The 24,322-nt window shown below is 58.6% G+C and carries 16 protein-coding genes and 1 tRNA gene; 10 read left to right on the forward strand and 7 right to left on the reverse strand.

Annotated features, from left to right (window positions below; all coding sequences use genetic code 11):
• Positions 1-41: 41 nt before the first annotated feature.
• Both htpG and ABF990_RS06690 read right to left on the reverse strand, forming a co-directional pair.
• On the reverse strand, positions 42-1,919 hold the full coding sequence (gene htpG / locus ABF990_RS06685; RefSeq protein ID WP_415490667.1) for a molecular chaperone HtpG: 1,878 nt from the start codon (positions 1,917-1,919) through the stop codon (positions 42-44).
• Positions 1,920-2,054: 135 nt separating this feature from the next.
• Complete coding sequence (locus ABF990_RS06690; protein WP_415490666.1) at positions 2,055-2,981, reverse strand: N-formylglutamate amidohydrolase; 927 nt, start codon at positions 2,979-2,981, stop codon at positions 2,055-2,057.
• A 79-nt stretch (positions 2,982-3,060) separates the two neighbouring features.
• Here ABF990_RS06690 and ABF990_RS06695 point away from each other — a divergent pair.
• Positions 3,061-3,135, forward strand: a tRNA-Val gene (locus tag ABF990_RS06695).
• A gap of 660 nt (positions 3,136-3,795) precedes the next feature.
• On the opposite strand, the gene ABF990_RS06700 is transcribed toward ABF990_RS06695, so the two are convergent.
• Positions 3,796-6,072: a TonB-dependent receptor gene (locus ABF990_RS06700; protein WP_415506524.1), complete on the reverse strand. Its 2,277-nt coding sequence runs from the start codon at positions 6,070-6,072 to the stop codon at positions 3,796-3,798.
• A 522-nt stretch (positions 6,073-6,594) separates the two neighbouring features.
• On the opposite strand from ABF990_RS06700, the gene ABF990_RS06705 reads away from it, so the two are divergent.
• Positions 6,595-7,767: a phosphatidylinositol-specific phospholipase C1-like protein gene (locus ABF990_RS06705; RefSeq protein ID WP_415500141.1), complete on the forward strand. Its 1,173-nt coding sequence runs from the start codon at positions 6,595-6,597 to the stop codon at positions 7,765-7,767.
• A 247-nt stretch (positions 7,768-8,014) separates the two neighbouring features.
• On the opposite strand, the gene ABF990_RS06710 is transcribed toward ABF990_RS06705, so the two are convergent.
• Together ABF990_RS06710 and ABF990_RS06715 are read right to left on the reverse strand one after the other, a co-directional pair.
• Positions 8,015-10,195: a Hint domain-containing protein gene (locus tag ABF990_RS06710; RefSeq protein ID WP_415490663.1), complete on the reverse strand. Its 2,181-nt coding sequence runs from the start codon at positions 10,193-10,195 to the stop codon at positions 8,015-8,017.
• 2 nt (positions 10,196-10,197) lie between these two features.
• Positions 10,198-11,397, reverse strand: a complete 1,200-nt coding sequence (locus ABF990_RS06715; RefSeq protein WP_415506525.1) for an autotransporter strand-loop-strand O-heptosyltransferase — start codon at positions 11,395-11,397, stop codon at positions 10,198-10,200.
• 593 nt (positions 11,398-11,990) lie between these two features.
• On the opposite strand from ABF990_RS06715, the gene ABF990_RS06720 reads away from it, so the two are divergent.
• The 8 genes from ABF990_RS06720 (at position 11,991) to ABF990_RS06755 (ending at position 22,828) form a co-directional block, all read left to right on the forward strand.
• The gene (locus ABF990_RS06720; RefSeq protein WP_415500140.1) at positions 11,991-12,947 is read left to right on the forward strand and encodes a hypothetical protein; all 957 of its coding nucleotides are present in this window, start codon (positions 11,991-11,993) and stop codon (positions 12,945-12,947) included.
• A 91-nt stretch (positions 12,948-13,038) separates the two neighbouring features.
• Complete coding sequence (locus ABF990_RS06725) at positions 13,039-15,750, forward strand: hypothetical protein (RefSeq protein WP_415500139.1); 2,712 nt, start codon at positions 13,039-13,041, stop codon at positions 15,748-15,750.
• Between the two features lie 117 nt (positions 15,751-15,867).
• On the forward strand, positions 15,868-17,571 hold the full coding sequence (gene aspT / locus ABF990_RS06730; RefSeq protein WP_415506526.1) for an aspartate-alanine antiporter: 1,704 nt from the start codon (positions 15,868-15,870) through the stop codon (positions 17,569-17,571).
• 130 nt (positions 17,572-17,701) lie between these two features.
• Entirely contained in the window at positions 17,702-17,911 is a 210-nt protein-coding gene (locus ABF990_RS06735; protein ID WP_415490722.1) for a hypothetical protein, read from the forward strand.
• Between the two features lie 187 nt (positions 17,912-18,098).
• Positions 18,099-18,428 carry a YtcA family lipoprotein gene (locus ABF990_RS06740; protein WP_415506527.1) on the forward strand — a complete coding sequence of 110 codons (330 nt, stop codon included), beginning with the start codon at positions 18,099-18,101 and terminating at the stop codon, positions 18,426-18,428.
• Positions 18,429-18,445: 17 nt separating this feature from the next.
• Entirely contained in the window at positions 18,446-19,480 is a 1,035-nt protein-coding gene (mdtN, locus tag ABF990_RS06745) for a multidrug transporter subunit MdtN (RefSeq protein WP_415490657.1), read from the forward strand.
• Complete coding sequence (locus tag ABF990_RS06750) at positions 19,461-21,260, forward strand: FUSC family protein (protein ID WP_415490656.1); 1,800 nt, start codon at positions 19,461-19,463, stop codon at positions 21,258-21,260. Before mdtN ends, ABF990_RS06750 begins: the two co-directional genes overlap by 20 nt.
• Positions 21,257-22,828: a TolC family protein gene (locus tag ABF990_RS06755; protein ID WP_415490655.1), complete on the forward strand. Its 1,572-nt coding sequence runs from the start codon at positions 21,257-21,259 to the stop codon at positions 22,826-22,828. The genes ABF990_RS06750 and ABF990_RS06755 overlap by 4 nt, the downstream gene beginning before the upstream one ends.
• Positions 22,829-23,084: 256 nt before the next feature.
• On the opposite strand, the gene ABF990_RS06760 is transcribed toward ABF990_RS06755, so the two are convergent.
• Positions 23,085-23,471: a hypothetical protein gene (locus ABF990_RS06760; protein WP_415490654.1), complete on the reverse strand. Its 387-nt coding sequence runs from the start codon at positions 23,469-23,471 to the stop codon at positions 23,085-23,087.
• A 108-nt stretch (positions 23,472-23,579) separates the two neighbouring features.
• On the reverse strand, positions 23,580-24,305 hold the full coding sequence (locus ABF990_RS06765; RefSeq protein ID WP_415490653.1) for an HAD family hydrolase: 726 nt from the start codon (positions 24,303-24,305) through the stop codon (positions 23,580-23,582).
• Between the last annotated feature and the right edge of the window lie 17 nt (positions 24,306-24,322).

Consider the following 24,322-nt stretch of genomic DNA (forward strand, 5'->3'; position numbering starts at 1 on the left):
CACCGCCGCCCGCCCTGCCGGGCGGACAGCGGTCCCGTGTTTCAGCTTGCGGACGGAGTGCCCGTTCCCGCCAGATAGTCCATCACCCTGCGTGAAAAGACGTTGATATCCTTTGGCGTGTCGCCGTTCTGGATACTGGCGACATCGAGCAGGATATGCGCCAGCGTGTCGATGTTCTCACCCGCCTGCACCTTGGTGGCCAGCGTGTGCATGACCGGGTGCTTGGGGTTGAGTTCCAGAACGGGGGCGGTTTCGGTCATGGCATGGCCGCTGCGCTGCATCATTCTGAGCAGTTGCATGTCCGGCCCGCCTTCGGGCGCGCTCAGCACCATGGCGGAGGACACAAGCCGGTCCGTAGCGCGGATATCGGACACGCTCTCACCCAGCGCGGCTTTCAGCACGGGCAGAAGCACATCCATATCGGCTTTCTGGGCCGGTGTTTCGTCCAGGGCGCCGAATTTTTCAAGGTCGTTCAGGCCATTGGCGACGTTGCAGAGTTTTTTGCCTTCATAGGTGCCAAGCCGTTCGGGCCAGAAGGAATCGACCGGGTCGGCCAGCAGCAGGACCTCGACCCCACGGGCCTTGAATCCTTCGATCTGGGGCGACGCGGCCAGGATTTCGGCATTTTCGCCGGTGACGTAATAAATGCTGTCCTGCTCGGGCTTGACGCGGGTGAGATAGTCATCGAGCGAGGTCAGGCCCTCGACCGCGCTGGAATGAAAACGGCTGAGTGCCGCAACATCGGTGCGGTAGACCGGGTCGTCCCACATGCCTTCCTTCAGCACCGGGCCGAAGTTCTCCCAGAACGGGGTGTAGGTGTCCATGTCCTTGCTGCGGGTTTTCAGCTCGTTCAGCACCTTGCTGGTCACGGCCTTGCGAATGCGCGCAAGCACGGGGGTGGCCTGCAGCATCTCGCGCGAGACGTTAAGCGGCAGGTCTTCCGTGTCGACAACGCCCTGCACAAAACGCAGCCAGGGCGGCAGGATTTCCGCATCGTCGGTGATGAACATCCGTTTGACATGCAGCCTCAGCTTGCTTTCACGGACCTGTTCGGCGAATTCGAGCGGGCGGGTGGAGGGAATGAACAGCAGGGCTGAAAATTCCATCGTGCCTTCCGCACGCCAGTGCAGGGTGTCCCACGGCTTGTCGAAATTATGGGTCAGGTGGCGGTAGAACTCCTCAAGCTGTTCTTCCGTGACCTCGGCGCGCGGCTTGCGCCACAGGGCGGTACCTTCGTTCGCGGTTTCCTGCTGCCCGTCGCGCAGGATGGTGACGGGCCATGCAATATGGTCGGACCATTTGCGAATAATCGCCTGCAGCCGCCACGGATCAAGGAACTCGTCCGCGTCGGTCTTGATATGCAGCGTAATGTCCGTGCCCGCGGTCTCCCGCGTGGCGGGTTCGAGCGTGTAGGACCCCTTGCCGTCGGACGACCAGCGCCACGCCTCGTCCGAACCGGCCCGGCGGGACAGCACATCCACCTTGTCCGCCACCATGAAGGCCGCATAAAACCCGACGCCGAACTGGCCGATAAGGCTTGGACGGTCCTCGGGCTTTGCGTTTTCAAGCTGCTGACCGAAGGCGCGCGTGCCCGACCGCGCAATGGTGCCCAGGTTGTTCACCAGTTCGTCACGGCTCATGCCCGAACCGTCATCACTGATAACCAGCAGGCGCGCATCCTTGTCGGGGCTGATGCTGATTCGGGCGTTGTCGGGCAGAGCGCGCGCGCCATCTGTCAGCGCCTCGAAACGCCTGCGGTCGGTGGCGTCGGCGGCGTTGGCCACCAGTTCGCGCAGGAAGATCTCACGTTCGGAATAAAGGGAGTGGACCACCAGATCGAGCAGGCGTCCGACCTCGGCGCTGAATTCCCGTGTCTCGCTGGCTGGGGTTGAGGCATTGCCTGGAGCTGTCTCTGTCATACCTGGGTCCCGCGTCTGTTATAGGTGTCCACCGCACACGCAGCAAAGGGTGCCGTGGAACGTCATTCACTCTTTTTTCTCATCTGGGCAGACATGTAAATGCCGTAATGTGTTTTCAATGCCCTTGAACGTTTCCTAGCCCCGATGGGCCGAAAAATCGTCCAGCAGGGCCTGTACCAGCCGGGTTAGGGCGTCGGCCAGCGGGCCGAATCCCGCATGGGGCGCGCGGCTGGCCTCGTCCATGTACAGGCTGCGGCGGATCTCGATCTGCATGGCGTGCTGGGCGTTCTGTCCGTCATGCGGGCGGCCATAATGCTGGGTGATGTAGCCGCCCGCATAGGGCGTGTTGCGGGCCGTGGTGAACCCCTGGGCCTGAATGACCCGTTCCGCCGTTTCCATGAACAGGTTGGCGCAGGCCGCGCCATGCCTGTCGCCCAGAACGAAATCCGCTGTTTCGGTGTCTGGCATGTCGGGCATGGAATGCAGGTCCAGCAGCAGGCACCGGCCGTGGCGGCGTCGGGTCTGCTCCATCACGTTGGCCAGTGCGGTGTGGTAGGGCATCCAGTAATCGCGAATGCGCAACGCCGCTTCGCTGAAGGGAAGGCGCGCGCGATATATGGGGCGCTGGTTGCCGGTCATGCGCGGAATGGAGCCAAGCCCCGCCAGCCCGCGTTCGGTAGGGCGCACAAAGGAGGGAATGGTACCGTGGAACATGCGTGTATCCAGGTCCCAGGCGGCGCGGTTGGGGTCACAGAAGACCCGCGGAAAGGTCGCCTGTACCAAGCTGGGGCCCAGCGCGTGGGCAGGCTGGGCCAGCAGGTCGATATAACTGTCCTCCCCGCTGCGCAGCACGTCGAGCGGCTGGCGGGATGCCTGCACGAACCGCTCGGGATAAAAGCGGCCTGAATGGGGGGATGCCAGAACAATGGGTGTTTCCACCCCGCCCGAAACCAGCACGGGCGAGGGGGCAGCCTGCCGCTGGGCCATGTCCACAGCCGGGGTGGCCCCCTCGGTCATGCGGGAGGAATGCAGCGCCAGGGCAGGTGGCAAAAGGGAGTTCATAAAATTTTTCATCTCCCGCCATTTTGGAGGCTTGCGCGCACAACGCAAGAAGGATAAAAGGCCACCACACAACGGGAATGGGCGCATAGCTCAGCGGTAGAGCACTACCTTGACATGGTAGGGGTCACAGGTTCAATCCCTGTTGCGCCCACCATTCCCGGACCGCAGATTACTGCGGTTTCCGCCATGTCTCTCATTAAAAAACAATCCCCTGAAAACGACATAAAACGTCATTGATAGGCATCTATATCGGTGCCAAATCCGTGCCGTCTTACAGCCCTATCACGCGGGAATCTTGTCCCCGGCTTTGAGGGCGCGTGTTGTCGTGGTTTTTCGGCGTGCCGGGCGATTCCGAGTCTCGCCCACGTTCGGGGTTTTTCTGCCCGTTATAGGTAGAAGCGTGGCGTTGTCCTGCCCGAATGATACCATGTTGTCCCGGATGTCCGGCGCATTTGCGCGCTTCCTCCGTATACGGAGCGGGGGTATGCGTGACGAGTTGAGTCGCCTTGTCTGGCTGGTGACAGAGCCCGCGATCAGGTCGCGCATACCCTACCCCTGTATGGCACCAAATTTTAGGGCGGCGGCTCTTAACTCTTTATTGGTAAGAACCGCATGCTCGGCCATGTTCAAGGGGGCTGATTGTTCAGGAACTGGGCTCGTGTACGAACGTGCGTGAGAGGGACGTATCCATTTTTACGCTCACGAATGCCGTGTCGTCACGCGCGATGGCGGATGGCTGTTTTTGTTACCGGCCATCCGCCACGTTGGTCTGTTTATGCTTTGCTCAGGAATATTGGTCCTGAATATTTATTGTTCAGTAAGTAAAGTTGATGAAACCGCCAATGGTGCGCCGTGCATCTGGCGAGGTGTAGTGCAGGTAGCCGGCGGTGCCGTAAAGCTGATAGCCGGTCGAGAAATACTGGTTGAACATGTTACGCACATACAGCCCGACCTGGAGCCGCTTGTTCAGCGGCAGCAGGCTGACGCGCAGGTTGACGAGGCTGTAAGCCGGCACTTTGGAGTATGCGGGCTGACCAGTGACAGTCCACACCGTTCCACGATACGCGTAGTCGAGATGGGCCTGCATGCCAAGCTTGGGCGTGATGTCGTGGTGGTAGTCGATAAACGCGTTGGCGGACCAGACCGGCGCATTGGTTAGGCGGGTATTGGTGTAGCTGATCGTCGGCTTGGGCTGGTAATCCGTAAAATGCGCATCCGTGAAGGAGACGGAACCGGACAGGGTCAGGTCGGGAATGGGCCTGTATGCCACATTGCCTTCCACACCCTGGCTGACCAGACCCCCCGCATTGCCAATGGCGCTGGTCAGAATGGTTGTGCCGTTGCCCGCAGGCACGGGGGTGAGGATCGTGGCCTGGAAGTTCGTGAAGTCTTCGCGGAAGGCGTCCATGTTGACACGGAGCTTATGGTGCATCCACTCCGACTTCATACCCACTTCGTAGGATTTCACAGTCTCCTTGTGGTAGGGGTCGTAGACGTTGCCCACAAAGGCGATACCGGCGGGTTTGTACCCGGTCGAGAACGTGAAATACGCCATGACGTTGGGGTTGAAATGGTATTCGGGTGAAATGCGACCGGAGAAATTCTGCCCGCTGACTTCGCCCCAGGGGTAGACCGGCGCATTATGTGTGGGCGTAAAGGTGGGGTTGTAGCCCGTAATGGCCTGAACGTCAGAATTGATGAAGCTCAGGCTCTGCGAATTCCGGTCATGTGTGTACCGACCGCTGATCGCGATATCGAAATGGCGGGAGATATTGAACTTCAACTGGCCAAAAGCGGCCAGAGATTCGTTGCGTGACTGGAAAAGCGATGTGTTGCCGCTCTGCCCGACAGCGCCGGAGTTGTTGTAAAGATTCTGGGCCGGCTGGCCGTTGACATAAAGCGGCGCCCCCGCGGTGCCCCACTGATACTGCGTCTGGCGCGCGTCCAGGCGGTTGAAGAAGCCACCGGCCAGCCATTCGACAAACTTCCCCTTGGGGGAGGAAAAGCGAATTTCATCGCTGAACTTCTGGGTGCTCAACTGGCCGTAATTGTAAGGGTAGTAGGCATAGACATCCAGCGGCACCAGATCGACCGGTGTGTTGTTGCCGTAGGTTGAACCACGCCATGCACTGATGAAGTTCAGGTCATTTTCGCCCAGTTTGGCATGAATTTTCAGCGCTGCGCCATATTCCTGCGAAACAATGGTCCCGTACATGGGGTCCGCCGTATCCGCATTTTTTCCGTTGGGGTAAATGCCCAGCGAATTCAGTTCGGACGTGACCGCCGCGGTCTGGCCACCCACGGGTGTACGCACGCTGCTGTCCCAGTGGTGGGCGTAGTCCCCCTGCAGGGTAATATCCAGATTATCCGTGGGCTGGACATAAAACTTGCCGCGCACGCCGTATTCGTTGGTGGAGCCAACCATTTTGTTCAGGATGACATTGCGACCGAACCCGTCCTGCGCGTTATCAAACCCGGAAATACGGAATGCGGCCTTGTTGCCGATCGGCACGTTGACCGTGGCGTTCAGGATGCGTTCGTTATGTTCACCATAGCTGGCGCTGGTTCGTGCAGTCAGTTTATTCAGCTCTGGCTTGCCGGTCGTGACCGCAATCACGCCAGAGGTCGAGTTCATGCCGAACAGGGTGCCCTGCGGCCCCATCATGATATCGACATTGTTGATATCCACCATGCCGATCATGCCGTTGGCGCGCTGGGCGTCCATGACAACGTCATCAACCACAACGCTGACGGATTTCGCGTTTGAGAAGTCGAAGGACTCACTTCCTACGCCACGGATCTGAAAGGCTGCCCCCTGGGTGGGGTCGTACTGCACGCCGGGTGCCAGATATTGCAGATCCGTCAGGGCGGTGTATCCCGCATTGGCAAGTGTCTTGCCATCGATATGCTGAATGGAAAGCGGCACGTTCTGGCTGTTTTCGCTACGACGCTGCGCAGTGACCACCACAGATTCAAGGCCCGCATGGTCTGCCCGCCTGCTTTCATCCGCTTTTGTATCTGCTTTGCCGGTGCGCAGTACTTTTGCTTTTTTGGTCACTTTTTTGCTGGGCTGTACCTGTGCGGCAGACACGTTATTATCTGTCTGGGCCAGAGCTTCGTACGGCAGGGCGATGCCACAACACAAAAAAAGCTTAAAAACCGATTTTTTCATTCGCTTAACTTCCCAGCCCCCATGTGGCCTGACCTACGGTTGACAGCGGCGTTGCTGGCGCAACAAGGACGTTCCCACTGACAGGCGCAGCAAGATGGGCAAGGGACTACACAAAAAATTTATTCATAAAAAGCAGATTCATTTTGCGTAATATAAGTTTAACGCAGCTATATAATGCTATATCGGAAATCTATATTTATAATAATCAGAAAAAGACTTATTTTTATTTCAGATAAATGTATTTGTAAAGCGTTGAAATGTTAACATTTTATGTATGAATGAGGCTCCGGCCCCGCTATGTAATCAGGGTGTCCGTGTGGTGGCCGCCCATGACAAAAATATGAAAAATTCATTCATTTATTTCATTTTTTGTAATTCATTTTTATGGTTTTCCCAAATTTCATCTTCCATGTCTTTCCTGCTGCCTCATCGGATATCCTCATGAAAACAGCTTTCAGCACCTTTTCCGCCCTGGGCGCAGTGTTTGCGCTCTGCCTCCCGCATGCAGGTTTTGCGGCTGATGCGCCGGTAAAAATGAACCAGGTTCAGGTTATCGGTACGCATAACAGTTACCGGCGCAGCATAGCACCCAGTACGCTTGCCTGGCTGACGGCCAAGTCTCCGCAGATGGCTGAAGCGCTGGATTATAAACATGGCACCATCCCCGCACAGCTTGATGGTGGCATGCGCCAGCTTGAAATTGATATTTATGCCGACAGCAACGGCAAACATTATGCACACCCCCGTGGTGCGGAATGGCAGAAAAAAGCGGGCCTGACTCCGGATGCCGACCCGAGCGACGTGACGGACATGCAGGGCACGGATTTCAAGGTCATGCATATTGTCGACATCGACCAGCGCTCCAGTTGTGAACCGTTGCGCAACTGTCTTGAGGTTATCAAGGCATGGTCCGATGCGCACCCCAACCATCTGCCGCTTTATATAGATCTTGAAACCAAACAGGATGTTCCGATTAAAAATGGCGCTTTCACCCAGCCGGAACAGTTCACTACCGCGACATATGACAAGCTGGATGCCGAACTGCTGTCCGTGTTCGGGCGCGACCGTATTGTAACCCCTGACGATGTGCGGGGGCCATACGCAACCCTGAATGAGGCGATCCGCACACGTGGCTGGCCGACGCTGGCTTTTGGCCGTGGCAAGGTGGTGTTCACATTCGACCGCCCGCACGACACGGCCCGCTATCTGGTCGGCCACCCGGCCCTGCGCGGGCGGGTCGTATTTACCAACGGTCGCCCCGGCGATCCGGATGCGGCCTATACAGAAGCAAACGAAGGCTTTGTGGGGCAGGCAGGCAATGGCAGTGCTGAAGTCAACAACACGACCGCGCTGCACGAAATTCAGGATCTGGTGAAGCAGGGCTATCTAGTCCGGACTCGTTCAGACGCGAATACGGTTGAAGCCCGACAGAACGACCCGGCCCGCCGAAATGTGGCGTTCCAGTCCGGTGCGCAAATCATCAGCACCGATTACCCGTCTTTCGAGCCAGCGCCGTGGCATAATTTTACGGTAGCTTTTCCCGGTGGTGTCATTGCCCGGTGCAATCCGGTTACCGCGCCAGCCACCTGCTCTGCGGCGGATGTCGCCGAATAAGATCCAGGGGGCAGACTTCCGGTTCACCCTTTGCCCGTTTCGGGCATGTGGGTGAACCGGGATCGTTCATGCTGCCATCATGCCTGCCGACAGCGTTTTGCATGGTCATGAGCTGGCATAAGTGGCACAGGCTTATGGTTATCTGCGATGGCCGCAGGGTGCGACCATCGCAGATCATCGCTCTGTTTTTTTTAACGCGACCCAGGGCATGAGGGCTGTGGCCAGCCTATCAGCCCTGTAACGGGTTTTAAACTGCGTCGCGTTCAATCCCGGTATTTTTCAGCACGTACGGTCCAGCAGCCTTGATCTGGATGGACAGCAAAGTGACCCGCCCCGATGTGTGGTCCTCAAGCGGCAGCAGCGCGTTGCCTGCTGTCCAGCGTGTGTCTTCCCATTCCAGGGCATTCCAGCCTTCAAGCGTTGCCTGGGTCAGATGGGTGGTGATGGCGCGGGAGCACGTGTCTTCAAGCAAAACGATTTCACCCACGGCAACACCGAACATGCGGCGATCGTTGATAAACGGACCTATGACATCGACCGGCCGACTGGCATTGGAGACAATACGTACGCTTTTGACCCCGACGGGCAGCATGAACACGGTCCGGCCATGATGCATGCGGGCCTTGCGGATGATCGCACCTGTATCGGTTATCAGGTGCAGGTCGGCGTCATCCGTCAGGTGCGGGGGGGGCGTCTGGAGCATGAGGCCCGCTTTTTCGGCGCGGGCTTCGATCTGGCGGAACAGGGGCTCCACGAAGTCGCGTGACACGTCCAGCGGCGCGGCGGCGTTGTCCCATGTCAGATTCCGCGACGGCATGAGAACCACGACCTTGCCATCGCGCCGGAAGGTGCGGCGGTTCCCTGTATCGAGATAACTTTCCGTTGGCATGCCGTCGGCAATCAGAACGGAATGTTGTTCGGTTTCGATATGATAGTAGTCATAGACGCTGATGGATTTGTCATAAAAAATCGACCGCCCGTTGACCAGCAAACGGGTCGGAACAAACCTGTTATTCATGAACAGGCAGTGCTCGGACGTTACCAGCATGTCCTTGCTGGGCATGCCATCGGTTATCGCGTTCTTGACAATGCGGACAGGATAGCCGGCCTCGTCATCGGGGTGTCTGGGGCACACCACGCAGTGTCCCTTGCCGGCCCACGTTATATGGCGCGTGACTGTTGCTCCGTTCTCGTAGGCGAGAACCTCGTCTCCTGCGCTCAGTTTTTCAATGCCAATCTCACCGGTGGGTGTCGCGATCAGCGTATCGGCAAGGAAACATGGCTGGGAATCGTTCACGCTCATAATGCCGCCGGATGTCACCAGAACACCGCCGCCGTCGATGGTGCTTGGGTCTGTTACCGTTGCGCCGGATGAAATGGTCATTGTAAAATAGCCGGCGGTACTGCTCCCCAGATAGGGCGATGTCACAGTCGCCCCGGATGACACCATGATATTGGAGTAGCCGTCAGCCCCTGATCCGCTGTTGATGAATGTGTCCTGGACCGAACTGGCGCCGGAAGACAGGGTAACAACATTGGAGTTCAGCATATTGCCGGAGATGACCGCGCCGCTGTTAACGTAAAGATAGCCGTTCAGTTCGTTGGAGCTGACCATCTGTCCGCCGCTCAGCACCGACACGGTTGGAATACCCCCGGTAATTGTCGCCCCCGATACTACCGCCCCGCTTGAAATCGTCAGGGTGCCGATATTGGACAGCACGACCGGGCCAACCACCGAGGATGTACCGTTTTGGTAATATGTCGTGCCGTCTACATTTACGGCAGACCAGTTGCCACCAGTCAGAACAGTCGCACCTGATGTGGTGGGTGCGGTATTGGCCGTACCGCTGCCGTAGACCGCCCCCATGGACACGACGGAGCCCGCATCCCCCGTAACGGCGGACACAAGTGCTCCGGACGAAATCACGGCAGTCGCGCCAGACCCCACGGACAGGCCGGACACGGTGGCGCCGGACGCCACAACCGCACTAAGACCGCCGATAGAACCGCTTGCGACTGTCGCGCCGTTCAGGGTTGCGCCACTTGCGACGGAAACAGTGGCGTAACCGTCAGCCCCTGTGCCGCTGTTGATGTACGTGTCCTGGATCGAACTGGCCCCGGCCGACAGCATGACAACATCGGAATTGAGCGTATTGCCGGAGATGACCGCCCCGCTGTTGACGTAAAGATAGCCGTTCAGTTCACTGGAACTCACGACCTGTCCGCCGCTCAGCACCGAGACAGTTGGAATGCCCCCGGTAATTGTCGCCCCCGATACCACCGCCCCGCTGGATACCGTAAGGATGCCGATCGCGGACAGGATAACAGGACCAGCGAACGACGAGGTACCGCTCTGGTAATAGGTCGTGCCGTCTATATTCACCGCAGACCAATAGCCACCGGTGATGACTGTGGGGGAGGTTGCCATTGTTATTTCACTCCTCTGTCAGAGCTCATGGAAGGTATGCGCTGAATTGTCGCAATGACCGCCTCGGGGGTGATGAGGCGTGAACATTCGAACTGCCGGTCGGTGTTTTCGTGCCGTGGGCACCAGAAAATATTTTTATGATCAAAGGTGATTTTCTGATCGTTCCAGCAGGAGTTGCACGAATTCCAGTTAATGACCCGATACGGTGTATAAAATTCGTTGGTCGGGTGGGTAAAACCTGAAATCAGCACCACCCGCGCGCCAGCGGCCCATGCCAGCCAAGCAAGACCGGAACTGGTGCCAATAAAAAATTCACAATGCGTGAGCCAGCGTGCGCGCTCCTGCAGGGGGCGATCTCCGGTTTCGTCCTCGCAGCCATGAGGAATATGGTTCCAGACCCATCCTTTTCCGTGCGTGGCTTTCTGGTCGATGCAGATCACCCGCAAACCCTGTTTTTTGAGGAATGCTATAACGGTTCTCCATCCGTCGGGGTTGTTCCAGTATTTGCACTGGGATGACGCCTGGGTGGCTATGCACACATAGCGTTCCGCGATCGGTCTGGACGCGTCGGGGACGGAAATTGCGGGTTTTGTCTCTTCGGGGGACACACCAAGAATATAGGCCGCTGTTTTATGTAACCCGACATGCCTGAAGTCACTGGGTTGCCAGTTGTTATCGGTATCGGTGAAAAACAGCCCGATCCTGTAAGTCGCATAGGCCTGATCGACCAGGCCGGAGTTTTCGACATCTGCCATGACAAGAAATTCGATCTCTGGATACCGGTCCCTGAACAGGCCGATCAGGGGTGCCGCCATGATGCAGATTATTCTGGCACTCATCTCTTCCGCAAAGCGTGGTACATAGGAAAACCAGGCTATGGCATCGCCCAGTGTACCAACGGGGATATGCACCAGTATGATCTGCCCCGTGGGGGAGAACTCGTAGTCCATTACATCCGACAGATCTCCGTCTTCCGAAACGGATGTGATCTTTATGCCATATCTTAAGAAATAGCGTTTTGTGGACTGAAGCTGCCCACTTTTGAGGTCGCCATGGTACAGCACGACACCCGCATCGAGATCATGTAGCGTTACCCGCCATGAACCGGATTCCCGTTTGGGAAACTGAACACGGGCACCGTCATTGAAGTCAAAACGAATCCCTTCCGGCCCTTCCTGCGTCGGGATTAAAGGGGCCGTCACATAGACTTTATCCCTGTCATCGGAAATGGTCGCGGCTGCAGTCATTCAGGTAAACCTGACGTTGGAGTAGTCATGACTTGTCTCTGTCCCGTTCTGTCTAGAATAAATATCTTTCAGAATCATGAAGCCAGGGCAGCGACAGACCTGAGCGGCCGAACGCGGCGCAAGGCACGACATGCCGGTGTGCTCTGAACGCCTGAAGCCGGTGCGGGGTATCGGGGCGGGCGGGTCAGTTGACAGACCTGGGCAGAGCCTGATTTTTCGCCCTTTATGTGCCTGCCCGACGGGGTACTGCAATTTGCCTGCAGTCCGCGTTTCTGCCGGACGGTTCGGGCCGGTCTTGTGCGGGGTTGGTCGTTTGTATGGCCGCAGGCCATTTAAGATAAAATTAGGTATTATGGATGATACTGGACCGGCATTAAAATTCGATACCGTCCGGAAGGCAAAAGATGAAGCGTGCTGCTCTGAGAATGTTATGTCTTTCGCTTCTGCCTTTTCTGAGTGGCTGCTACAGCCTGGGCAATTACCGATTGGGAAAAGACCAGGATCAATATTCCAATTCCATAATAGAATCGAATAAAAAACAGACATTGATGAATCTTATCCGCCTTCGTTATGCGGATACGCCGGGGCTGCTGGATACCACGCAGTTGATATCGGGCTACCAGTTGCAGCGCAGCGCCTTTGTGGGTGTTGCTTCGGACACGTTTCCCATCAGGCCGAATGGGGGGCTGGCAGCCCAGTTGCAGGAAAGCCCGACGTTCACGTTCCAGCCTGTAACCGGCGATGCATACGCACACAGTTTTCTGCGTCCGTTACCGCCTGCCACGTTGCTGCCGCTGGCGATGGGCGGGCTCCCGATCGACGTTCTGCTGCGCCTGTCCGTGCAGTCCATCAATATGATGAGCAATAACCGCCCGTTTTCGAGAAACAAGGGTGATATCGACGATCATGTGGATTCGAAAGTCAACGATTTTTTCGAGCTGATTCATGATCTTCGCCTGCTCCAGGCATCGGGGCTGTTGGGTATCCAGTTGCAGCAGACGCCTGACAGTACAGGCAAATCCCCGGCGACGAACCATGTCTATCTGAGCATTTCATCGACCAGTGACCCCGCCTTGCTGGATGTCGTCAGAAAAACGCGGGAATTACTGAATTTTTCACCGAAATATGACCGTATGGAAGTGGTGTACGGCGTAGGTGAACCCCGACCGGGAGAGATCCGGATCCTGAGCCGGAGCATGCTCAGTATTCTGGGGCAGGTCGCCTATCAGATTCAGGTTCCCGATGATGAGGTGGCGTCAGGCAGCACCACGCCTCATGCCGATGTTCCGGTCCAGAACGAAGACAGGTCGCTGATCACCGTCCATTCCGGTCATGATGACCCCAAGCAGGCCTTCGTCAGTGTTTTTTACGACACGTATTATTACTGGATCGACAAGAGAGATTTTGAAAGCAAGCTGGCTTTCACCATTACGCAAATGCTTTTCGAGTTGTCAAAAACGTCACAGACGCCCGGCGCGCTCGTGACAATTCCGGTCAGCAAATAGAACAGCCTGCCAGGTCCCGGAAAAGTCGCAGGGACTTCACCGGGCCGGAGCGGCCGCTCCTGACTGCGCCATGATAAAGAGGAAACATGCCATGACTTATCCCGTGCCGCCCCAACAGATGTCGCATTCCCTGATCAGCGCCGCACTGGCCACGCCCGCATTGCGTGCGGATCGCTGGCTGTCCGTGCTGTCGCTTGCCCGCAAATGGGCAGAGACGAACAAGGCCGAGACCAGGGGCGCGCTGGTTCAGGCTCTGGTCGATCTCAAGGAAGTGGAACGCTTTTTCGGCTATCCCGGGCCTGTCCTTCTGGACCGCCTGAACGGCTGGCTGGACAATGACGATGCAAAGGCGTTCCTGCGCCTTGCCCAACGCATTTCCACAACGATCATCTCAAAAAAATATCATCGCGACGTCACGGCCTGGAGCGCGGAAGAACAGGAAGACGAACCGCTCAACCGTCTGCCGCAGGCCATCACGCACCTCAAGACGACGCCATATTTCGAAGTGCTGAGCGTCGTGCCGCATGCGCCGACACGCTGGCGGCTGATTCAGGAGGAAGTCGCGGGCGTGCGTCGCCCCGAAGACGATTTCGTTTACCAGGCTGTCATTGTCGGCAATGCGCCGGATGCGCTGACCGCGATCCTGCTCAACCCCGATATCGGGGCTGTCGTTCTGTATGAAGGTTTTGCATCCGACGGAGGCAAGGCCAATCCGTTGCTGGATGTTTTCAGCAGCATTATCGACATCTCGCCCACAGGAGATGACGAAGATCTTGTAATCCGGCTGGCCCAGGCCATCAGAAAAATTCGTCCCGAACTCGATATTTATCTGCTGAGCGACAGAAACATCGAATCTCTGGCGGGCCGACCCGAGATCCGCATCATCAACCGGATTTTCTACCAGATGGAAGAGCCGCTTGAGCTGCATCTGTCCATTCTCGAAGGGATACGCAAGCGTTACAGAACGCCCTTTTTCGACAACCTGAAGCGTTACGCCCAAAGACCTATTGCAACGTTCCATGCCCTGCCCATTGCACGGGGCAAGTCCGTATTCACGTCCAACTGGATCAGCGATATGGGCGAGTTCTACGGGCCCAACCTGTTTCTTGCGGAAAGCTCGGCCACCACGGGCGGGCTGGACAGCCTGCTCGAACCGACCGGCAACATCAAGGACGCGCAGGATATGGCCGCGCGTGCGTTCGGCGCCGATCATGCATTTTTTGTCACCAATGGCACGTCAACCAGCAACAAGATGGTATTGCAGGCCCTGCTTGCGCCGGGTGATATCGTCATTCTCGACCGGAACTGCCACAAGTCGCATCATTACGGCTGTGTGCTGGCCGGGGCGCAGCCCTATTATGTCGAGGCGTTTCCGCTCGTTGAATATTCAATGTATGGCGGTGTGCCCCTGCATACGATCAAGCAGGCGCTGCTGAGGCTGAAGGCGCAGGGCGAACTGCACCGCGTGAAAATGCTCGATCTGACCAACTGCACCTTTGACGGTCATGTCTACGACACCCGCAGGGTCATGGAAGAATGCCTGGCCATCAAGCCCGATCTTGTTTTCCTGTGGGATGAAGCCTGGTTCGGCTTTGCGCACTGGTCGCCCCTGCTGCGGCAGCGCACGGCCATGGGGGCCGCCGCAGCATTGACGGAGGAACTGGCCCGGCCGGAGGCCCTGGCGGCGTGGGACGCGCAACGGAAGGCGCTGGGAGATGCCCCATCGGACGAACTCCTGCTGGAGACACGTCTTGTTCCCGATCCACGCGCCGTGCGCCTGCGGATTTACCAGACCAACTCGGTGCATAAATCGATGTCGGCGCTGCGCCAGGGTTCGATCGTGCTGGTCAGGGACGTGGATTTCGAACATGTCGAATCCCAGTTTCATGAAGCGGTGTTTACGCATGCGTCAACCAGCCCGAACCAGCAGATCATCGCCTCTCTGGATGTCGCGCGCAGGCAGATGCAGCTTGAAGGATACGGGCTTGTTGCCAATGCATTGCAGATTTCGCTTGAAATCCGCAGGCAGGTCAACAGCCACCCGATTATCTCGAAATATTTCAAGGTGCTCAGCAGTGCCGAGATGATTCCCGAAGCGTTCCGCACTTCGGGCCTGAAGGATTACAACGATCAGGATATCAGTTGGGCAAAAGCGATCCAGTCCATCAGGGACGATGAATTCCTGCTCGATCCTACCCGCATGACACTGTCGTGCGGTCATGCCGGGTTCGACGGCACAAGTTTTAAAAATATTCTGGCTGAAAAATTCAATATTCAGCTCAACAAGACCTCGCGCAACAGTATTCTGCTCCAGTCCAATATCAACAATACCCGCAGCGATATTGCCTTGCTCATTCGTGTTCTGGTCGATATCGCGATGGATCTGGAGACGAAAATCGCTGAAAACGGGGATGGATATCGCACAGCGTTCCAGCACCAGGTGCGTGAACTGGTCGACGATCTGCCCGACCTTCCCAATTTCAGCCATTTCGACGACTGCTACCGGGACGACGCAACCAGCGACACGCTGCACGGGGATATCCGCCGCGCGTTCTACGACGCCTATAACGAGGCCGAATGCGAATATCTGTCCCTGGACAGCGCGGAACTGGACCGGCGGCTGCAATCGGGGCCAACGCTTGTATCCGCCAATTTCGTCATTCCCTATCCGCCGGGTTTTCCGATCATGGTGCCCGGGCAGGTGATCACGCAGGAAATCGTGGACTTCATGCGCAAGCTGGACGTGAAGGAAATCCATGGTTTCAACCGGTCTCTGGGGCTGAAGCTGCTCAGGCGCCAGTAGGCGGCCAGACGGACGACAATCGGGAAAGTGACGCGCCGCCATGACGGAATGTCAGCGGGGGGCACTGGACAAGACTGGCTTGACAAGACTGGCTTGTGGCACCGGGCCATCTCATGCGTGAAGGGCTTACAGATGATCCTGCACTGGGTTGCACAGACGTTGCGCGCCTCGCCGGAACTGGCGATTTTTCTGACACTGGCGATCGGTTTCTGGATCGGTTCTCTCAAATTCGGCAGTTTCAGCCTGGGTGCCGTGACCGGCACATTGCTGGTTGGCGTGCTGGTTGGCCAGGTGGGCATTACAATTTCGCCCCAGGTCAAATCTGTCTTTTTTATCATGTTCCTGTTTGCCGTAGGGTTTGGCGTAGGACCCCAGTTCGTGCGGGGTATCGCCAATGACGGCTTGCCACAGGCGCTGTTTGCTGTTGTCATCTCCTTTCTGTGCCTGGGCGGCGTTTATATCGCCGCCCGTGTCTCGGGTTATGGACCCGGCATGGCCGAGGGGCTTCTGGCCGGTTCGCAGACAATTTCAGCCTCCATCGGTCTGGCGACAGATGCGATCGGTCGCACCGGCCTGTCACCGGCCCAGGTCCAGTCGGAACTGAATGCCATACCGGTGGCCTATGCGGTCACATATCTGTTCGGCACGGTGGGGACTGGCTGGATTCTGGCGTTTCTTGGCCCCAGACTGCTTGGCATCAATCTGGAACAGGAATGCCAGCGCTACGAGCGGGAGATGAACATCAAGCCCGTGAACGAAAACGTCGAGACAGCATGGCACGAATACATCGTGCGGGCCTACAGGCTCAAGACAACGGGGCTGATTGCAGGCAGGACGGTGGAAGATGCGGAACATGCCACACAGTCGCGCATTTTTCTCGAACAGTTGCGGCGCGACGGCACCATAATCCCTTTCGACAGGACCACCGTCCTGCGTGAGGGCGATATCGTCGCAGTATCGGGACCGCATGACGCGCTGGTTTACTGGTCCAACCACGCGGAGGAGGTTTCTGACCGGGAACTGATCGATATTCCGATCGAGACGATTGATATCGTGGTGACAAGCAAGGCGCTGAACGGGCGTAAACTCACGGAACTGTCGACTGCTTCTTATGCACAGGGCATTTATATCAACAGTATCCGCCGCGGGTCCATGAATGTCGAAATCCCCGTCCTGTCGGAAACGGCGATCAACCGGGGCGATATCATCAGTGTTACGGGCAGCAGGAGAAATGTCGAGCGCGTGGTCAGCGCGGTCGGTTATGCGGATCGTCCGACCAATGCCACCAGCATGGTGCTGGTCGGGGCGGGTATTTTCGTGGGGGGGCTGCTGGGCTCGCTCGTTCTGCCTGTCGCGGGTATTCCCATTACGCTGTCAGCATCGGGTGGCGCGTTGATTGCGGGCCTGCTCCTTGGCTGGCTGCGTGGCGTGACACCGCGCCTGGGCAGCGTGCCAGCAGCGTCTGTCTGGTTCATGAATACCGTGGGGCTGAATATTTTTATCGCCGTTGTCGGTATTTCCGCCGGGCCGACCTTCATCCAGGGCTTGCAGGATGCCGGGCTGAGCATTTTTTTCTGGGGCGTGTTCGCAACCGGGGTTCCCATGCTTCTGGCGCCCCTGATCGGCAAATATGTTTTCCGGTTCGACCCGGCCATCAATCTGGGCTGCTGTGGCGGTGCGCGGACCAGCACGGCCTCTGTCGCCATGATCGCCGATGTGGCAAAAAGCAATGTGCCGATGTTGGGGTATACCGTGCCCTACGCGGTCAGCAATACATTGCTGACCATGTGGGGACTGGTTATCGTAATTCTTCTGTCCTGACCCCGTATCGCGGTTCGGGATTATTGTCTGGCCACCTGTAACGGGTTTGGGAGATGTCAGTATGCGTATGAATGCGATCATGGGTAAGGGACTGGGTTTTCTCGCACTTGTTGCCGGGCTGTCGACGGCCATGCCCCCGAGCAGCGCAGGCGCCGCCACGCGCGACGAACAGACGGCCGCCTGCAAGGGGGACGCCATCAAGCTGTGTACCTTTGCCATACCCAATGAGGCAAAAATTACCGCCTGCATGCAAAAGAAGATCGACCGGCTTTCGCCCCGCTGCCGCGCCATGTTCGAACAGCAGGAAAAACCCAAACCCAAGCCGAAACCGAAAAAATAAGGTGCAGCGATGACCGGGGCCTGTTGAAACCGGGACCTGTCGAACGCGGCATGGGCGCGCCACACCGTGCGCCCCGAGGCGGGCGGGTTTTTCGATAAAGTTATTGGATGGTCTGCGGGTTTATGATTGTCTTTTCAAAATCCGACATGTTCCATATGTCGCCCTGCTGGAAGGTGGCCTGAACGTCATGAAGCCGGTACTCTCTCGCCTGCTCGCGTGGAAAGGCCCTTCCCGGCGGCATGGGGCGTCCAGGGGGTGCCGGCTGGGTGGCATGTTACCTGTACTGTGCCTGCTGAATGGCTGTTCCCTGAACGTGGCGCCGTCCTTCCCGATCGTGGGGGCCTATTTTCCGGCGTGGATGTTCTGTTCGCTGGTTGGTATTGCCGTGGCAATCGGCCTGCGGGTGGTGTGTGTCTATAACGGGATCGACAGTTTTCTGAGCTTTCGCCTGTTTACCTATGTTTCACTGGGCGTATTGGCGGCTTTGGCCGTCTGGCTCGTGGTTTTTGGCCCATGAGCATGGAACGTGTGCATATGTCGGGGAAAAAACGCGCTGGTATCCTGATCGCGCTGTTCTGTGTCGCCGCGGCGACTGCGGCGAGCATTTTTGTCGCCCATCGTGACAATGCCTACCCCACAAGTGACAGCGCATCGCTCGATGCCGAGGTCGTGCATGTCGCAGCGGTTGTCGGCGGGCGCCTGATCGATCTGCGGGTGCGCGAAAACCAGCATGTCCGCAAGGGTGACCTGTTATACCGGCTGGACCCCGAACCCTATGAACTGACCGTCCGCCAGGCCGAGGCGAATGTGGCCCTCATGACCGCCGAACTGGCCAACCAGAAGCGGCTGCTGGCCGTGCGTGTCGCGCAGGCCGCCACCGCGCGCGACCAGTTGACCCGGGCCCAGAACAATGCCGACCTTGCAAACCGCACGACGCAGCGTCTGGCCCCGTTGGCGGGGCACGCCTATATTGCCTGGCAGCAATACGATCAGGCGCGTGTGGCGCAGAGCGATGCCGCGGTTTCTGTGTCTCAGGCGCGGCAGCAGGCCGAGGCGGCGGATGTCGCGGTGGGTGATCTTGCCAGTGCGGAAGCAACTCTGGCGGCAAGCGAGGCGGCCCTTGCACGGGCGCGCTACGAACTGCGCCAGACGACCATTCTGGCCCCGGCGGATGGGTACGTCACCAGCCTGCGCGTCAAATCGGGGGAGGTGCTGGCACCTTCGCAGGTGCTGTTTACGTTGATCGTGGATGACGCATGGTATGCCGTTGCCAACCTGCGCGAAATCAACCTTGGTGCGGTAAGCCCGGGCGACTGTGCCACGGTTTACTCCATGATCGACCGGTCTGTGCCCATTACGGGAAAAGTCAGCAGTATCGGCTGGGGTGTGCTGTCGGGCGATTCCGCCGGGCTGGGGCGGGCGCTGCCTTTCGTCCCGCGCGAAATGGACTGGGTGCATGTTGCGCAGCGCTTTCCCGTGCGGGTTCACCTTCAGTCTCCGCCCCCGTTGCTGATGCGCATGGGGGCTACGGCAACGGTTGAGATCAGGCATGGCGCGGCCTGTCACTGACCGCCTGCCACGCCCTTTGAGCGCCGGACGGATATGGCAGTTGATCTGCGATCCGGCTCCGGGTCGGCTGGGGCTGGCGCTGCGCATGGCGGCAGCCTGTACGGTTACGGTTCTGGTCGGAGAAATCTGGCAGGTGCCGGATCTGGGCGTTCCTGCCCTTGTCACCATGGCGCTGTGGCAGAAGGACCGGGTCACCAACGTGATCGCGGGTGTTGCCGTCAACCTGCTGGTCGTTTTTCTGCTGGCCGTGATCTATGGTCTGGTCCGCTTTACGCTCGACCAGCCGCTGGTTTTTGTGCTCTCGATTGCCGTTCTGTCGTTCTGCTTCTTTTTTCTGGGTTCGGCCAGCAAACTCAAACCGGTGGCCTACATGCTGGGCCTGATCGTGGTTTACGGGCTGGTGGCGCTGGAGGAGGTGCCGATCGGTGAACTGATAACCAGGGCCATTCTCTATACCGATCTGTTTACGCTGGTGCCGGGCGCGGTCATGGTGGTGCTCGGCCTGCTGATCTGCCCATCCCCCCGCCGGGTTCTGACAGATGACATCGCGGCACGGCTGCGGGTCAGCGCGGGCCTGCTGCGTGGAGTATCCGCGCGCGACCATGCCCATGCCACGGGGTTATTGCGCGAAGGCACGGCGGAAATGGCCAAGGCCCTGCGCATGGCAGGGCTGGAACGTATGTGGAAACCGCAGGATCTGGCCTGTCTGGGCCAGGCGGCCAACTGCGCGGTGGCCGTGCTGGCGCTGGCGGAGGCCGACGCCACCCGGCCAGACCCATCGCCCGCCCCGCACGACCTGATAGACCTGCTCGACCGTATGGCAGCCATTTTCGCGGCGGGTGATTACCCGCTCAATATTCCGGTTCCGCCGGTTCCGCCCGACCGTCCGGCTTTGCAGGCCATTGCTGAACTGCTGCCTGTCTTTACCACGCCGCAGGCTGCAACGACGCCAGCCGTTACGGACAAAAAGAAAGGCGACGGTTTTTTCTTTGCCGACGCCTTTACCAACCCGGACCATGTGCGCTTTGCCGTAAAGGGCACGGCGGGTGTCATGTGCAGCTATGTTCTGTTCCGGTCTCTGGACTGGTCGGGCATTCATACCTGCATCATCACCTGCTTTATCGTCGCCTTGCCGACAATGGGCGAAATGATTTCCAAGCTCACCCTGCGTATTGCCGGCGCGTCCATCGGCGGGGCTATCGGTATTCTGTCGATCATTTTCGTCATGCCGCATCTGCAGGGCATTACCGGTTTTCTGGCCCTGGTCTTTGTCGTGTCGCTGCTGGCCGCATGGATCAAGACCGGCGACGAACGGATTGCCTATTGCGGCTTCCAGATCGGCCTTGCATTCTATCTGAGCGACCTGAGCAGCTTTGGACCGACCACAGACATGGCCACCGCGCGTGACCGTGTTGTCGGTGTGCTGATCGGTAATTTCATCACCTATGCAATGTTTACCAGTTTCTGGCCGTCCAGCGCCTATCCGGGCATTGCGTCCCGTCTGCGCAAGGTTACGGAACAGCTAAGACGCCTGTGGGCGGCGGCCACGCCACAGGCGCAGGCACAAGACATGGCGGCCCTGCAATCAGCCCTTTCCTTAGGCGAACGGCAGGTCGAATACGCCCAGGCCGAACCGTTGCACATGCGCACGCAAATGGACCATCTGGGGTCTTTGCAGACTGCTTTTACAGACGCCGCCCGGCTGGGCATCGAGATGATCGACGGCGAGGTACAGGACCCCGCCAGGCGCATTGCGGCCCTGGAGGCGCTGATATCATGACATTGCCGCGTTTTCTGCCATGTGTGACCGGTGTTGCCTTTCTGCTCGCAGGCTGCGCGACATCCGAACTGGCGAGCGCGCCCGCCCGCCCGGACCAGCCCTGGCAGCCCAATGTCTCGGTCAGTGGTGCATTGCTGCCGGGGCGGGCCAGTGGCCATGCGGGCCTGTCCCTGCCGCCGGGCTACACGCTTCCGTCCGATCCCGATGTTGTCACGCATGGCAGTTCCCCGGTGCTGGAGACCAATCAGGGGCATGCCTACACGCTGGCGGAACTGATAGACGTGGCGCAGTCATCCAACCCGCAGACCCGGCAGGCATGGAATACCGCGCGCGACGCGGCGCTGGCGGTCGGGATCGTCAAAAGCACCTATCTGCCTTACCTGACGGCAACAGTGGTCGGTGGCTGGTCGCACAGTCAGAGCCAGACAACCAATGCATCCCTCGACGCCGGCGCATACGGGTCGGTCAGTGTGGATGGCACGCCGCAGCGCCATAATGAAGGCTCGGCCGAAGTCCAGACCGTCGGCCTGCGCTGGCTGCTGTTCGATTTCGGCCGTCGCGAGGCGCTGGTGCGCACGGCGCGTGAAGCGCAGGTGGCAACCAATGTGCTCTTTACAGCCGTGCATCAGAAAGTGATCTACGGCGTGACCACGGCTTTCTACACCCATGCGGCTGCCGCGGCGCGTGCAAAGCTGCTGCGTGGTGCGTTGGACAATGCCCGGCGTGTGCAGGCCGCCGCCGAAGCCAGGATGCGGCAGGGGCAGGGAACCATTGTGGAAGTAACCCAGGCGCGACAGGCAACGGCGCAGGTCATGCTGCGCTACGTGCAGGCCCAGGGCGAGGACGAAAACACGTATCTGACCCTGCTGACGGCAACCGGCGTATCGGCCGCCACCCATGTCGGGCTGGAGGACGTATCGGGCCGTCCGCTGACAATGGAGGATGCGCGCCTGAGCGATGACATGGTCAAGCGTGCGGTTGCCCGGCGGCCGGATGTGCTGGCCGCCTATGCGGCGGAGCGCGCGGCACATAGCCGTGTGGCGGCGGCGCGCGCCAGTTTTCTGCCCAGCATTTTCATGACCGGCAACGTGGCGTATGCAACAGGCCGCATGAACCTGACATCCGTTCCCGGCGCGGGGGCGGATTCGTCACCGACACTGAACCTGTCTGGCAACCGCTTCAGTACCGTCATGCTTGGCGGGATCAGTGTGCCCATTTTCGATGGCGGGTTCCGAGCCGCCATGATGAAGCGCGCGCAGGATCAGGAAGACAGCGCGGAGGCAACCCTGCGGCAGACGGTCAATGACTCGGTCCAGCAGATTGTCGCGGCTGAAAACGCCCTGCATACCAGCCTGAGCGCTTATGACGCGGCATCGAAGCTGCGGGTGGCGTCGCAGACCAGTTTCGATGCGTCCCTGTCGGCCTATCGCAATGGTACGGCGTCGATCACGCAAACAGAAATTGCCCGCAACGGCCTGCTGGATGCCGATATCAGCCGTTCGGATGCCTACTACGCGGCCCTGATTGCGGCTGCCGGTCTGGCGTTCAGCACCGGCTCTCTGGGCTGATACCACAGATTGCATAGCCCTGTTTGACGGAAATATGACGGGTTGGCCTTCTGTTTTTTATGAATCTGAAGACCGCGACCCGATTTCGGGTTGTACGAAAGAAAGGGGCTGCCATGTCATGGCAGCCCCGTTGTGGATGGATGTGGGAATACGCCGTCTGAGAGCAAAAATTTTCTGTTTCGAAAAGAAGGTCGAATCAGAAAGAAATTTTCGGTCTCATGTCAGGCCCACGTTGCTGACATTTTGAATGTCGCTTTTATTTTTCGGTATCGGTTCCTGCGGGTGGCGGCGTGTTTTTCCGGGTTGTGCCGGTTTTGTGTTTGTATGTGCCGGTGTGAGACGGGGCGAGCGGCGCCTTGGGTGTCTCGCTCGTATCCGCCGGCTTGCTGTTGGACGGAGGCTGCGTGCCGGGCTGTTCATCGACCGTGCGCGGATTGTTCCAGAGCTTGTCTGACGGTTCCACGCGCTTGCCGCTTTTATCAAGTGCGGCAGGGGGTGTCTTGCCAACCTGCGACGCAGCGGAATCCGCTGTCGGGGGCGTGGTGGCGGCCGTCTGCGCCAGAGCGAGGGCCGGTGTTACGATAAGGGCTGTTCCCAGAACGAGAGAATGGAATTTCAATAACATGATCTGCCTTTCTATCATGGAGGCCTCCTGACAGAACGGCAAGATCCCCCCATGGGTTCCCTCTTTTCCCTGATGGGCCTGCCGCATCACATGTGCAATGCGTGCTGGCTGTTCCGTTCCCCGGCGTCAGTCAGCGGGGGCGGTGTGGCTTTCCAGCCATGTCCGCACGGCGTGCAGGTCCTGCACAATGGCCAGCGCCCTTGCGCGTACATCCGGCGTAGGTTCCAGCAGGTCCGGCACCACAATGACCCGAATGCCCGCCGCATGTGCCGCCATCGCACCCGAATGGGAATCTTCCAGCGCCAGGCAGGCATGCGGCGCCACGCCAATGGCTTTGGCCGCTTTCAGGTAGGGTTCGGGGTCGGGTTTGCCACGGCTGACGTCATCGCGGGTCACAATGGCGTCAAAGCGCGTGTCCAGCCCTACAAGGCGCAGATGGTGCTCGGCCCGGTAGCGGCTGGATGACGTGGCAATGGCGCGTGGCAGGCCCCGTCTGTCCAGCAGGTCCAGCAGGGGCAGCACGCCGTTCTTGAGTGCAAGCCGCCCGGTATCCACAAAATCGCGCAGCCGCACTTCCTGCTGTTCAAAAAACCGTTCCAGCGGAAAATCCGCGCCATAGGTGTCACGCACCAGTTTGCGGCACCCGTCGGCGGGAACGCCAATCATGCGGCGGCAGAAGGCCATGGGAACATCATGCCCCAAATCGTGTCCGGCTGCGACAAGGGCGTCCATGGCCAGTGTTTCGCTGTCCAGCAGCAGTCCGTCCATGTCAAAAACAACACCGTGAACGGGGGGGGCGTCTTTTTGTACGGTCAGCGCCAAGTCAGGGGAAAATACGATCTGATCTGTCATGGGTCTTTCTGTCCTGT

This window comes from Acetobacter sp. (genome assembly GCF_047723915.1).
Taxonomy (GTDB): domain Bacteria; phylum Pseudomonadota; class Alphaproteobacteria; order Acetobacterales; family Acetobacteraceae; genus Acetobacter.

Coding starts and splice junctions, on each gene's coding strand:
- htpG (WP_415490667.1), bottom strand. CDS start 1,919: ATGACAGAGACAGCTCCAGGCAATGCCTCAACCCCAGCCAGCGAGACA.
- ABF990_RS06690 (WP_415490666.1), bottom strand. CDS start 2,981: ATGAACTCCCTTTTGCCACCTGCCCTGGCGCTGCATTCCTCCCGCATG.
- ABF990_RS06705 (WP_415500141.1), top strand. CDS start 6,595: ATGAAAACAGCTTTCAGCACCTTTTCCGCCCTGGGCGCAGTGTTTGCG.
- ABF990_RS06710 (WP_415490663.1), bottom strand. CDS start 10,195: ATGGCAACCTCCCCCACAGTCATCACCGGTGGCTATTGGTCTGCGGTG.
- ABF990_RS06720 (WP_415500140.1), top strand. CDS start 11,991: ATGAATCTTATCCGCCTTCGTTATGCGGATACGCCGGGGCTGCTGGAT.
- ABF990_RS06725 (WP_415500139.1), top strand. CDS start 13,039: ATGACTTATCCCGTGCCGCCCCAACAGATGTCGCATTCCCTGATCAGC.
- ABF990_RS06735 (WP_415490722.1), top strand. CDS start 17,702: ATGCCCCCGAGCAGCGCAGGCGCCGCCACGCGCGACGAACAGACGGCC.
- ABF990_RS06740 (WP_415506527.1), top strand. CDS start 18,099: ATGAAGCCGGTACTCTCTCGCCTGCTCGCGTGGAAAGGCCCTTCCCGG.
- mdtN (WP_415490657.1), top strand. CDS start 18,446: ATGTCGGGGAAAAAACGCGCTGGTATCCTGATCGCGCTGTTCTGTGTC.
- ABF990_RS06750 (WP_415490656.1), top strand. CDS start 19,461: ATGGCGCGGCCTGTCACTGACCGCCTGCCACGCCCTTTGAGCGCCGGA.
- ABF990_RS06755 (WP_415490655.1), top strand. CDS start 21,257: ATGACATTGCCGCGTTTTCTGCCATGTGTGACCGGTGTTGCCTTTCTG.
- ABF990_RS06760 (WP_415490654.1), bottom strand. CDS start 23,471: ATGATAGAAAGGCAGATCATGTTATTGAAATTCCATTCTCTCGTTCTG.
- ABF990_RS06765 (WP_415490653.1), bottom strand. CDS start 24,305: ATGACAGATCAGATCGTATTTTCCCCTGACTTGGCGCTGACCGTACAA.